The organism is Photobacterium indicum (assembly GCF_003026215.1).
Taxonomy (GTDB): Bacteria; Pseudomonadota; Gammaproteobacteria; order Enterobacterales; family Vibrionaceae; genus Photobacterium; species Photobacterium indicum.
In genome coordinates this window covers 20,551-32,625 of the sequence record NZ_PYOC01000004.1, presented here as the reverse complement: position 1 = coordinate 32,625, position 12,075 = coordinate 20,551, and the positions used below count along the sequence as shown (strand labels likewise).

General features: G+C 40.9%; 11 protein-coding genes. 5 read left to right on the top strand and 6 right to left on the bottom strand.

Annotated elements, in window-relative coordinates; genetic code table 11:
• The first annotated feature begins 137 nt into the window (after positions 1-137).
• On the top strand, positions 138-413 hold the full coding sequence (locus tag C9J47_RS12980) for a hypothetical protein (protein WP_107241410.1): 276 nt from the start codon (positions 138-140) through the stop codon (positions 411-413).
• A gap of 130 nt (positions 414-543) precedes the next feature.
• Here the strand turns inward: C9J47_RS12980 and C9J47_RS12975 are convergent, their stop codons facing one another.
• Complete coding sequence (locus C9J47_RS12975) at positions 544-2,403, bottom strand: DUF3413 domain-containing protein (protein ID WP_107253921.1); 1,860 nt, start codon at positions 2,401-2,403, stop codon at positions 544-546.
• Between the two features lie 53 nt (positions 2,404-2,456).
• Complete coding sequence (locus C9J47_RS12970; RefSeq protein WP_006233037.1) at positions 2,457-2,669, bottom strand: YejL family protein; 213 nt, start codon at positions 2,667-2,669, stop codon at positions 2,457-2,459.
• Between the two features lie 89 nt (positions 2,670-2,758).
• Here C9J47_RS12970 and yejK point away from each other — a divergent pair, with 89 nt between their 5' ends.
• From yejK to C9J47_RS12955, 3 genes are all read left to right on the top strand, one after another.
• Positions 2,759-3,772: a nucleoid-associated protein YejK gene (gene yejK / locus C9J47_RS12965; protein WP_107253920.1), complete on the top strand. Its 1,014-nt coding sequence runs from the start codon at positions 2,759-2,761 to the stop codon at positions 3,770-3,772.
• Positions 3,773-4,002: 230 nt separating this feature from the next.
• Positions 4,003-5,223 (top strand): Hpt domain-containing protein, encoded by a 1,221-nt coding sequence (locus tag C9J47_RS12960; RefSeq protein ID WP_107253919.1) that lies wholly within the window; start codon positions 4,003-4,005, stop codon positions 5,221-5,223.
• Positions 5,224-5,340: 117 nt separating this feature from the next.
• Positions 5,341-5,721: a nitrous oxide-stimulated promoter family protein gene (locus C9J47_RS12955; RefSeq protein ID WP_245903452.1), complete on the top strand. Its 381-nt coding sequence runs from the start codon at positions 5,341-5,343 to the stop codon at positions 5,719-5,721.
• A gap of 153 nt (positions 5,722-5,874) precedes the next feature.
• Here C9J47_RS12955 and C9J47_RS12950 read toward each other — a convergent pair whose 3' ends face one another.
• From C9J47_RS12950 to nhaC, 4 genes are all read right to left on the bottom strand, one after another.
• Positions 5,875-7,011, bottom strand: a complete 1,137-nt coding sequence (locus C9J47_RS12950; protein ID WP_107253918.1) for a M20 family metallopeptidase — start codon at positions 7,009-7,011, stop codon at positions 5,875-5,877.
• A 108-nt stretch (positions 7,012-7,119) separates the two neighbouring features.
• Positions 7,120-7,581 carry a YjiG family protein gene (locus C9J47_RS12945; protein WP_107241416.1) on the bottom strand — a complete coding sequence of 154 codons (462 nt, stop codon included), beginning with the start codon at positions 7,579-7,581 and terminating at the stop codon, positions 7,120-7,122.
• Positions 7,581-8,312, bottom strand: a complete 732-nt coding sequence (locus C9J47_RS12940; RefSeq protein WP_107253917.1) for a nucleoside recognition domain-containing protein — start codon at positions 8,310-8,312, stop codon at positions 7,581-7,583. The genes C9J47_RS12945 and C9J47_RS12940 overlap by 1 nt, the downstream gene beginning before the upstream one ends.
• A gap of 420 nt (positions 8,313-8,732) precedes the next feature.
• Complete coding sequence (gene nhaC / locus C9J47_RS12935; protein WP_107253916.1) at positions 8,733-10,172, bottom strand: Na+/H+ antiporter NhaC; 1,440 nt, start codon at positions 10,170-10,172, stop codon at positions 8,733-8,735.
• A 774-nt stretch (positions 10,173-10,946) separates the two neighbouring features.
• On the opposite strand from nhaC, the gene asd reads away from it, so the two are divergent.
• The gene (asd, locus tag C9J47_RS12930) at positions 10,947-12,062 is read left to right on the top strand and encodes an aspartate-semialdehyde dehydrogenase (RefSeq protein ID WP_107254159.1); all 1,116 of its coding nucleotides are present in this window, start codon (positions 10,947-10,949) and stop codon (positions 12,060-12,062) included.
• Positions 12,063-12,075: the final 13 nt, after the last annotated feature.

Genomic DNA, 12,075 nt, shown 5'->3' with positions numbered 1-12,075 from the left:
CTCATCGGCACATTAAGTACAGTCTCGAGAATGATAAATCATCATGATAATTTTTGCTGGGTGTTAAAAATGAGACAAATTCAAATGCCTTGATTGACTAGTTTTAAAGACTAAAGCAATGAATAGTGAGGGCACTGATGTTCTTAATTGTGCGTATAAGTATTGCTGCTGGCATGTTGATTATTTTGAGCGGATGCTCTGCTACACGGCATGATCAGTTATCGAATTTAGGCTTCACTCGACACTATCTCGATGGCTATCAAGATGGGTGTAATAGCCGTAAAGAAGATCTGAACACCTATTTAGAGGGCTTTCGTCGAGATCCCGAGCGAATGAAGGTTGAAGATAAATATGCGAGTGGTTGGAATGATGGTTACGAACAGTGTTATGCCGATAATGCTGAATACCATTAACGTAGTCAACTTTAGGCTCAGTTCTAATGTGTCAACTTATCTCAGGACGGACACTATTTTAGGACGAGGCAGTCGATATAAAAAAGGCAACGAAATCGCTGCCTTTAATTATTGCGGGTTTGGCTGAAGGCTAATTTGGCTGGTAAAAGCGTTTTAGTTCATTCATTACCTGCATTAAAGTCGATAACCTAGGTTTACCTTCACTCATCAGCTTGTAATCTTCATCGTAAACACGGTAATTACCGTACTTATCAACGACAGTAGTGCTGTTTTTCTGAATCATTACGATATCACGGTCATCTCCAGCGAGAATCCAGCGTCGTTTGGGATCTTTCTCAAACAGGTTCGTACCACTGCTGTACGTTGTTGGTGCTGAAGCGACTTCTAGTAGTGATTCCATTAGGGTCGGTACCACATCTAAATGACTGGTTATACGGTCAATTTTTGCTGGTGCTTGCTGTGGCCAATGTATAACCATAGGTACTTTTAATTGGTACTGGCTATAGTTGGTGTCTGCACCCCAGCTATTGGTGCCTGTCTCGTTAAATTCAGTACCGTGATTAGCTGTGATAATAACAATCGTGTTATCAAGTACCTGTTTACGTTCTAGTTCGTCGAGAATATCAGCAATTTGCTGATCAACATGATATGCCGCGTTGCGGTAACTATTTTTAAGCAACAGATTGGAATCTACGCCTACGGTATTTATTTTAACGGTACCCAGCGAAGGGGTGAATTGTGGTACATAATCACCACCTTCTTCGAATTCTTCCACAGATGTTAGCTCTAGATAACTGAACCATGGGTTATTATTCTGTTCACCTAACCAAGTTGTCCAATCTGCAATTGCTAGATTATCGTTAGTTTTTTGCTCTGATTTTTTCGATAATTGCTCTTCAAGCTGTTCATCATTAAAAATAGCTTGAGAGTAAATTGAAGATTTAAATTGATTACCACTGAACAGGCCAAAGTCATAACCGCGTTTCTCCAATGTATTCAGAAGTATCGGGGTAGTTCCTTCTGCGCGTACGCTATTAACGTAACCACCAGGTAACCCGTAGAACAAACCAAAAATACCCACTATGTTGTCATTGTTAGCACTGTAATGATTGGTGTAGTTTAGATTTTGGTTAGCAAACGCAAATAGGTTAGGCATGGTTTTGTTGTTAACCATGTCACTGCGAAGGTTATCAACCATCACGACGAGTAGGTTTTGACCTGTACCCAAGCCATCAAAATTCAACTTCTCAGTTGGGTAGCGAATACGCTGGCTTTCACTTAAGCCTTGCTCGGCACTCCGCTTGGCATAATCTTGAAGATCAAGTAGCCCGTGCTTTTCCATAAAGCTTTTCGCTGTCATTGGGTATGACAATGGAAAATTTGAACGTTGCATAGTGACAGGATGATACAAGTTAGCATCAGCCCAAATATATAAAAGATGGCTACCCAGAAAGGACATACCAAACACGATAGCGATAGGCACGCCAACATGTTTACGAGTGAGCTTCCTGAGTTTTCGCCATAGCCATTCTGACAGAATTAACTGTAGAAGGAAGATGATCGGAACAACAATAAAGAGGTACTGCCAACGGGCATTCAGATCTGTTTTCTCACCACTTAACAATAGGTCCCAAACAAGGGGACTTAAATGTAAGCTTATACTTTCGTAAGCATGAGTATCTAACAACAATACGGTTAGACCAATCGTGCCGACTAATACGGCAAAAAACCGCATTAAGCGTTGTGAAGGGATCAAAAAGCTCGCAGGGAAAATGATTAATATATAAAGACCAAATACCAGAAAACCAAAATGACCAACCCAGCTCAACAAGAGGTAAAGTTGTCCAAGTAAGGTTTCTGGCCATTCAGAATGCACAATATATCGCGAGCCTAATAGCATGGCTGCGATGATATTGAAAAAGCTGAACCAGTGTCCCCAGCTAATTAGCTGTGAGACTTTGTCTTTATAATTATTTCCGCTGGCGACCATATATGTCAGTTCTTCTCAGTCTTAAATATCGTTTACTACTGCAAACTTAAATCTTATTTAGTTGACTTAAGCAGAGCTTGAGAAAATTGCTCGGCAATTTCTTTTTTCTTTGATGCTGGTACATCGGCATTAATGATGTTGGTTGCGATGTTACCTACAACCATCAGCGCTAGTTCAGCTGATGCATCATGCTTTTCAAGTACGTCAAACACATCGCTAATGATCTGTTCAATTTTCTGATTTGTATATTTTGAAGTAATTGGCATAGGAAATCTTGTTTAATGTCTTAGTTTAAAGTTTAAGAAAGCGCTCTATAATAACCCACACTCTAGTCTTACTGATAACCTTTTCCATTATGAGTCTTACACTTTCTAATGTCATCCTTCATCAGCTGACAAAAAACGACCAAGATGAAATCGAGATTAACCTAAGAAATCAAGTGCTTGACGCTGATTCTTCTACCGAAGGTCTCGTTGCTGAACTACATCGAGTATACAGCAGTAAAGGGGCAAAAGGCTTCGCTCTCTTTGCTGAAGACAGTGAATTTTGTCATTGGTTGAAACAATATCGCACTGGCGAAATGGATTTCTTAACATTTTCTAACCAATCAGCGCAGCGTTTACAGGTTGAACTAGCAAAATATCCCTTCGCTGAAGCTGGCACATTAGTGATGACAGAATACCAATCACTGGCTACTGATTATTTATTTATTGGTTTGTTGCCAACTTGCCACAGCATGAAAGTGACTGAGCAATTAGATATCAGTGCCACCGATTACCTTGATGTCGCTAAAATGGATATTGTTGCCCGCATTGATTTATCATCGTGGGAAACAGATTCGGATTCAAATCGTTACCTGACGTTCATTAAAGGGCGTGTAGGGCGAAAAATTTCAGATTTCTTCCTAGATTTTCTGCAAGCAGTCGTTGGTCTTGATGCTAAAGAACAAAATCAAGTTTTGATGCAAGCCGTTGAAGATTTTTGTGCCGATTCTCGCCTTGATAAAGAAGAGAAGCAGCAATACCGCAAGCAGGTTTATGACTACTGTAATGGCCAATTACAAGCTGGTGATGAAGTGGCGGTCAAAGAATTGGCTGGTGAGTTACCACCAGCAGAAGACGGCACTAATTTTTATGAATTCACGTCAAAGCAGGGCTACGAGCTAGAAGAAAGTTTCCCTGCTGATCGTACCGCAATGCGTAAATTGACCAAGTTTGTGGGTGCGGGTGGTGGCATGTCGATTAATTTTGACAGCATGCTATTAGGTGAGCGTATTTTCTATGATGCTGAAACCGATACCTTGACTATTAAAGGCACGCCACCTAACTTGAAAGATCAGTTATTACGCCGTTTGAATACTGATAATTAATATCTAGAGGCCTAGCGCCTTAGTTCGATGGTATTTACTCAAACCACCTAGCGTGCTTTTGTGCAACACAAGAGTAAACTCGGTGGTTTTTTGTGCCTGTTTCTCATCGTAATCGCTTGTTGGTATTCACCAATATATTGTCTATTATTTTAGTCATGTAAAACAGATTTCATACCAAGGTGTTGAGAATCATTCTCCTTACTTTAAATGTTAACTTTTTAGGTGGTTAAATGAGTAAAGTGCAGTCGTTCGATTGTCGGCGAACTCGTCAAATACTTTATGTCATGCTCGTGATTGTTGCTGCCTCTATAGTAGGAGGCTGCTACTTTTCTTATCAATTAACTCAAGTATTGAATGCTATTTCTCAAATATCGACTTTAGAAAGTGAGGTAGAACAACTGCAACATGGCTTGCTTGTGTATGCCTCAAAGCTGGCGTTGTTTAATATGGCTCTGATGGTCGTTACATCACTTTTGGCTATTACTTCAATATTTACTGCTGTAAAAATGAGTGCGGTTAACCCAGCCGAGCAACCATTTGTTGCCTCTCAAGAATCACCTCAATCTGTGAGTCGTCTTTATTCCTCAGAAGATACGATCTTAGACATCAATTCTATTCTAGAAAGTATGGATGGTGACAAAGAATCCGTTGTGATGTTGTTAGAGATATTTCGAGATGAGTATTCAACTTACGGACTACGATTGAGAGGATTGATTGAAGGTTCACAGATCGAAGAGGCATTACGCTTAGTACATAATTTAAAAGAAGTTGCCGGTAGTCTTGGTGCTCCAAGATTAAAAGTTGAGTCTGAACGACTAGAAAAGAGCTACCAGCAACAAGAACCTGTAACTCTTAATGATGCCGACAAATTGGCAGAGATTATTTACTTAGTGGTTAATGCGATTAATGAATATTTGATTGTTGGAATAAAAAATTCCAGCGATGTTGCTGCCCCCCTGAATATAGAAGCAAAGAAGACCTCATCTATCGTCGACGCAAGTAATAAAGCTAATGAAGCGTCGGGGAACACTGATCTGTCAGTGGCTGATACTGATAAAGAACCGATATCTTCAGAGCTAACAACAAAGGCTGCTATCGATATTCCACTTATGCTAGAAGCAATGGGTGACGATCCAGAGTCTGTGCGAATGCTTTTAGACATATTTAAGGATGAACATGCATCTGATGCGAAAAAATTACACCAGTTAGTATTGCAGTGTGAGCCAAGCAATATTAGCGAACCTGCAATCAGAATTGTACATAGCTTAAAAGGTGTGGCAGGTAGCTTGGGTGCTGAAAGGTTAAAAGAGATAGCAGGTGAAATAGAAATGAAGTTCATACAACATCAAGTTGTTGCTAATGCAGAGTATCACGCTTTATCTTTAGCTTTAGATGAATGTATTACGCAAGCTTCATCTTATATACCTGAAGGATCTAATGAACATGCTTAAGACTGGAAAGAGAAGGTTTTATTACAGTATTTTACTCTGTAAAGTGGTGTATTTATCAACATAAAAACGTGATCGAAGTATTGTTTTGATCTTAATCAACAGTCTGATGGTGCAGCGGTGGATAATAGCCGCACTATGACAGTACTAAATAGACATTCAGTTCGTACGCAACGTGAACTGGATACAGTGACGGCGATGATTCGTCTATATTGTAAAACGTTGCACCGTGGGGCAATTATTTGCCCTGAATGTGAAAGTCTTTTCGAGTATGTTGAAAACAGAGTGGTCAATTGTCGTTTAGCCGATGAAAAGCCAACGTGTTTACAATGTCAGGGGCAGTGTTACCAATCAGCAAAGCGTTTGCAAATCATGCATGTTGTGCGCTGGTCGTTACCAAGGTTCTTGTGGCGGCATCCAGTTAAAGCGCTACAGTTTAAAGTCGATGAGATACGTTCAAATACTATTTTATCATCACGTAAAACAGGCGACATTAAATAGCCTTATGACGGTGATAGATTAAGATAGCGAAGGGCGGGAGCCACTGAAGTAGAGTGTTACAAAGGCTGTGTTTTGATAGTTGTTTTTCGGTAATCATCAAATTACCGAAGTGCAGTTAACAGATCACAGCCTTTTTATTATATATGTTTTATATTAACCAGCAATTTTGGTTAATACTTTCATCAGTAGTTTAATGCGAGGTTCGATAGTATCGAGCTCTAAGTACTCATCAGCACTGTGGAAGCCAGCACCAGCAGGACCAAGGCCATCAAGTGTTGGAATGCCCATTACCGCAGTTAGATTAGCATCTGAGCCACCACCCACTTCTTGCCACTTAATATCGATACCAAGCTCTTTGCCTGATTCTTCAACCAATGCCATCAGTGCTTCTGTTTTCTCTGTTGGCACCATCGATGGTTTATGCGCTTCACGTTCAACCGTGATAGTTACGCCTTCCACAAAGGGGGTTTCTGTTAGTGCACGAATTTTCGCATCAGCATCTGCGTATTCGTCGTTATCCCAGAAACGTACATCAACAACTGCTTCTGCTGAATCAGGCACGATGTTCGCACCTGCACCACCTTTGGCGATACCGACATTTAACGTAGTACCCGATTCAAAATTGGTTAAATTGTTTATCGCCAAAACCCAGTTGGCCATTTCAGTGATAGCACTGCGACCGTTCTGTGGTTCATTACCAGCATGCGCAGCTTTACCTGCGAATGTTAGACGGTAACGAGCCATACCTTTACGCGCTTTCACTAAAGAGCCATCAGCACGTGCTGCTTCTGCAACAAGTACATTCTTTGCATTAACGGCAACGCTTTTTAGCCATGATTCTGAGTGCAATGAACCGATTTCTTCATCAGGGTTCATGCAAATGCAGATAGATAGCTTATCGAGTGTTTCTTTGTCCATATTACGTAAAGCATGAACAACATTAAGTAAGCCCGATTTCATGTCTGAAACACCGGGGCCGTAAGCGCGTTTTTCATCAAACGTCATTGGTCGTGCAGCAGCAGTCCCTTCAGGAAAGACAGTATCCATGTGACCAATAAGCATTACGTCGATATCGTTGCTTTCTGGTTTGTTACGTACTTCTAAACCAGTACCCGCAATACCACAATCGATACGCTTAACATGCCAGCCCATATCCAGATATTTTTGTTGCATCTGGGTGGCAATCACTTCGATACCTTCTTTAGTGTATGTACCGCAATCAACATCTATTAGTGGGCGAAGTTCTTGTAAGTAATTTTCTAGAGAGAAATCTTGTAGGGCGAAAGTCATCGGAAACTCCAAAGAGACTCAGTGGTGAGCTTTAATCTTGAAAAGAAAGGAGAGAGAAGAGATCTCTCTCCATTAATTGCTATATACGAAAAGCTGTATATGGAAAACCTATACCAGAATGTTCATTACAAACATGGCAGCAAAAGCGTTGAGCACAGATAGGGCAATCATTACTGGAATGTATCGGCCTTCAGTTTTGATTGGGCCCATAATACGACCCATGTATTGAACTTGAGAGCCCATAAGGTAGATTGCTGGGGCTAAAATTGCGATGTGTTGCCCATTTAAGATACCTTGGTCAAACAATGTAATAACCACACCTACTGCACCGCCCATCGACATCCAAGCACCGATCAGCACAGCAGCAGCTTCACCAGGAAGACCAAATACAGCCATAATGGGTGAGAATACGGTGCCCATAAGCTCTAAAGCGCCAGTGATCTGCAATGCTTTGATGATCACAAAAGCCATTAATACGTTGGGTACAGTTGACGTTGTTGCAATTACCCAACCTTTTTTAGCACCTTCAACGAAAATGTCTGTCACCATTGGTTTTTTAGCCGTAGTCATTATGCTGTTTCCTCTTTCATTTCAGGCTTTGTATCTTCTTTATCTGCTTTACCTTCAGTAATGTTTAGGTATAAGCGGAACATGTTGGCACCGACAAATTTAAAGATAAACATGATGGCAACAGCGAGACCAATAGATGATGTAACCGCTGGCGTACCATCTGTATTGGTTAATGTGAACAGCACAGCACCAGAAGAGAAGAAGTTAACAATGGCCGCACCCGCAGAAAACTGGAACATAGTGAAAATATCGGTTTGCCGCTTGGTTAGATGACCTTCATCTTTTAATTGGCGCGTCATCGCCGCACCTGCATCTGTACTTTGTAGCGAGGCTATAAGTGCAAGACCAGAGTTTCCAGGAATACCCATTAAAGGGCGAAGCAGCGGCGTTAGAATTTTACGAGCAGCATCTAGCGCGCCATAGTGTTCTAGAACATTGATCATGCCTAAAGCGAACATTACTGTTGGGATTAACGTTAACGCGAAAATGAAACCGTCACGAGCACCGCTACCGCCTTTACCGCGCAGTGAGGTTGTAGCCGTTTGGATGCCATCAGCAGTGTCGTTTACAGCGTAAACAACGTTACCAAATGAACCATTTAAGGTTGTGAAATCAAAAACGCCATACCATTCGTTTGATTGAAGTAGCCCAGAAAAGAAGACCATAGCAAAGGCGAGGGCAATGTAGCTGCCAATCGTTACTTTGCGGTCTTGTCCAACCTGATTGCTCATGAATATAACCCCTTAGGAAATTAAAATCGCAAATGCGAAGATGTGTCTTTCGTAATCCTGTTCAAAAGCTTTAATATTTTGATACAAGTGAAAACTAAGATTTAAATAAACTAGCGCTATTTTCACTGATTTTGATGGGGTTTTATTGATTGGGGTCAAGATGTGCTACTGAATATTAACACTTTGGAGTTAGTTGATGTTTTTGTGATCTTATTCACTAAAAATACACCATTAATATGTTTTTAAACTTAATGGCTTATTTTACGTATTTGTTAATTTAAATTAATAGATTACAGTCGCTTATATTTTAGTATAAAAACATAAGCGAACGATATATTGCTGAATATATACAGAGAAAGTATAAAAAAAGAGCGCTATTAGGCGCTCTTCTTTGAGTTGTTTGTTTTGTGTTTTTTACTGTTAAGCTGTTTGCTGAGTAACCGCTAGGTTCTCATTGTCATCAGTTTCTTCGATAATCGTTGGTGGGCAACGGTCAACAAACCAACCCATGTAAGATGTCACGATAGTCACAATAATACAGACGAAGCTTAACCACATAAATGGTGCGTAAGAGAAGGTTGCAACCCCCAAGATACTCGCCATGTAAATACCGTTATCACTCCAAGGCACCATACCAGATGTTAACGTACCGCCAAATTCCGCGTTACGAGACAGGTTCTTACGTTGGTAACCTAGGCGGTCGTAGTTCTTCGCACAGATTTTAGGCGTTAGAATTAATGATACGTACATCGCAGAACCAAATACGTTACCAAAGAATGCAGTCGCAATCGTGGATGTAGCTAAGCTACCCGCAGAGTTAACGCGTTTTTCGAATAACTTAGCAACAGTTTGTAGTACACCTACTTTATCAAGTAGACCACCAAAACCCAGACCAAAGATGATAACGGCAACTGAACCCAGCATAGAAGACATGCCACCACGGTTTAGAATCGCATCAATGAAGTCAACGCCAGAACTAATAGAGAAAGGTGCCCATGCAGTGTTAAATGCCACTAGTGGGTCCATATCTTGAACCATTACCGCCCATACGATACCTAGTAGCGAACCGAAAGAGATAACAGGGAAAGACGGTAGGCGCATTGCCAGTAGGCCTAGAACAATAATCACAGGGATGAAAGAGAATGGAGAGATAACAAACTGATTTTCCATCGCAAGAATGACAGAATCAACCTGAGCCATGTCCACATTACCTGCATAGTGCAAACCAGCAGCGGTAAATAGAATACCTGTAATGATGTAACTGATTAATGCGATAGGTAGCATGCCTTTGATGTGTTCCATCACTTCTACGCCAGACATAGAAGAAGCAAGAATTACCGAATCAGATAGTGGCGACATTTTGTCACCAAAGTAACAACCTGAAAGTACAGCACCTGCAGTCATTGGAGCTGGAACACCAAGACCTTGTCCAATACCCATCATCGCAATACCAGCGGTACCCGCAGCACCCCAAGATGTACCTGTTGCTAACGCCGTTAGTGAACAAATAATCATGGTTGCAAGTAAGAAAATGGATGGATGAATGGCTTGCAAGCCGTAATAAATGATTGTTGGAACAATACCACCTGCAATCCAAGTACCCACAAGAGCACCTACAGCAAGCAGTATTAATACAGCCCCTAAGCCATTTGAAATGCCTTGGGTTGCCGCCTTTTCAAGCGATTTGTAGTCATGGCCAAGTTTGATACCTAGCGCAATAATAATGAACCAGCCGATATACAGTGCTAGTTGAATAGGTAAATCAAGTTTAGCGGTGAAAGAGAATGCCAGTGCAAGGAAAGTACCAAGGGCAAGGATCACTTGCATTAGCGATGGTAGCTTCATAGTCTGTTTTTCCATACTGTTAACCTTGTTTGATCGAGCATATTAAAGGGGAAACCCTGAAACTAACGTCAATAAGAACGTTAATAATTAATTTTTTTTTCTGATCACTGAGCCCTTCTTTAAAGAGACTCATGTTGTTTCGGCGCTACTCTATCTAAATGAGTTACTCACTGCGATAGATATTGTACTTTTCTGTGACCTGAATCTTTTAGTGCTAGTAAACGTTTAAAAATCTATGTTTACATGTACTATTACTGTTAAATTTAAGTGTTGGGTTTGTTTTTGTGTTGTTTTTTAATCGATTTATAAGTTGTGTTTTTATATTAATGTTGTGTTTTTTAAAGTGTAAATAACTACATATACTTATTTTACTGGTCTTTTAAGTTCTAATTGTCAGGCGGTGTAGACTATCAGGGTGTGGGTTCTTATTCAAAAAATGTGGTTTATTTGATTTTGTTGTTTGGCGGTAAAAAATCTTGTCTGGAGTGTGAATTGTTCACTTTTGTTGGCTATTGATGGTAGTTTGCTCACCTTTAGTTTGTTTTCTAGCCCGTATTAATTGTTGGTCTAATGTGTGTATTTACTGTCTTATGTGCCAACTAATCTTTAAGTATTAAGTCAGTAAAATAAAACGTGTCTGGGATTTTTATTCAATTTCTTCAGATTCTGCTTGTTTTTCACAGTTTAAATCTCTATAGATGGGGATAGAAATACTCATTCTTTTAGTAATGGGAATATTACTACGGGTGTAGAGTTTGTAATTATGAACAAGGAGTGTAGCAAGCGATGATGAAGGTTGGTTTAGTTGGTTGGCGTGGCATGGTGGGTTCTGTGCTGATGCAGCGCATGGTTGAAGAGGGTGACTTCAATTTCATTGAGCCTGTATTTTATTCAACATCTCAAATCGGAATCCCAGCGCCTAACTTAGGCAAAGATGCTGGCTTACTGCAAGATGCGTTTGATATTGAAAGTTTGAAAAAGCTGGATGCCATTATTACCTGTCAAGGTGGTAGCTATACAGAAAAAGTATACCCAGCATTGCGTGCTGCAGGTTGGAAAGGCTATTGGATTGATGCTGCCTCTACATTACGCATGGATCCCCAATCTATTATTACGCTAGATCCGGTTAACTTTGATCAAATCAAACAGGGTATTCATAGCGGAACTAACACTTACGTTGGTGGTAACTGTACGGTTAGTTTAATGCTAATGGCGGTTGGTGGCCTGTATAAAGAAGGCCTTGTTGAGTGGATGACATCGCAAACCTACCAAGCGGCTTCTGGTGCGGGTGCGAAAAATATGCGTGAGTTGATCAACCAAATGGGTGTGATTAACGATACGGTGTCAAGTGAGCTTGCAAACCCAGCAACATCGATTCTAGATATTGATCGTAAAGTATCTGAAACCTTACGTTCACCTGGTTTTCCTGCGCAAGAATTTGGTGCACCGCTTGCGGGCTCATTAATTCCGTGGATTGATGTGAAGCGTGACAATGGCCAGAGTAAAGAAGAGTGGAAAGCGTCGGTAGAAACAAACAAAATTCTGGGCTTACAAGATAACCCAGTGCCGATTGATGGTACGTGTGTACGCATTGGTGCGATGCGCTGTCACAGCCAAGCATTAACGTTGAAGCTGAAGAAGAATGTACCGTTAGATGAGATCGAAGAAATGATCGCATCACATAATGATTGGGTTAAAGTGATCCCGAACGATCGCGATGCGACCGTTCAAGAGCTTAGCCCTGCGAAAGTAACAGGTACATTGTCTGTTCCTGTTGGTCGTTTACGTAAACTGGCAATGGGTGATGACTTCCTTAATGCTTTTACTGTGGGTGACCAATTACTGTGGGGTGCTGCAGAGCCACTTCGCCGTACACTTCGCATTATCTTGTCTGAAAAAGCGTAACGCGAAAAAACCG

What these genes read in the sequence shown, in the direction of transcription:
- C9J47_RS12940 (WP_107253917.1), bottom strand. Translation starts at nt 8,312, where the DNA reads ATGAGCAATCAGGTTGGACAAGACCGCAAAGTAACGATTGGCAGCTAC.
- C9J47_RS12945 (WP_107241416.1), bottom strand. Translation starts at nt 7,581, where the DNA reads ATGACTACGGCTAAAAAACCAATGGTGACAGACATTTTCGTTGAAGGT.
- C9J47_RS12960 (WP_107253919.1), top strand. Translation starts at nt 4,003, where the DNA reads ATGAGTAAAGTGCAGTCGTTCGATTGTCGGCGAACTCGTCAAATACTT.
- C9J47_RS12970 (WP_006233037.1), bottom strand. Translation starts at nt 2,669, where the DNA reads ATGCCAATTACTTCAAAATATACAAATCAGAAAATTGAACAGATCATT.
- yejK (WP_107253920.1), top strand. Translation starts at nt 2,759, where the DNA reads ATGAGTCTTACACTTTCTAATGTCATCCTTCATCAGCTGACAAAAAAC.
- C9J47_RS12980 (WP_107241410.1), top strand. Translation starts at nt 138, where the DNA reads ATGTTCTTAATTGTGCGTATAAGTATTGCTGCTGGCATGTTGATTATT.
- C9J47_RS12975 (WP_107253921.1), bottom strand. Translation starts at nt 2,403, where the DNA reads ATGGTCGCCAGCGGAAATAATTATAAAGACAAAGTCTCACAGCTAATT.
- C9J47_RS12950 (WP_107253918.1), bottom strand. Translation starts at nt 7,011, where the DNA reads ATGACTTTCGCCCTACAAGATTTCTCTCTAGAAAATTACTTACAAGAA.
- asd (WP_107254159.1), top strand. Translation starts at nt 10,947, where the DNA reads ATGAAGGTTGGTTTAGTTGGTTGGCGTGGCATGGTGGGTTCTGTGCTG.
- nhaC (WP_107253916.1), bottom strand. Translation starts at nt 10,172, where the DNA reads ATGGAAAAACAGACTATGAAGCTACCATCGCTAATGCAAGTGATCCTT.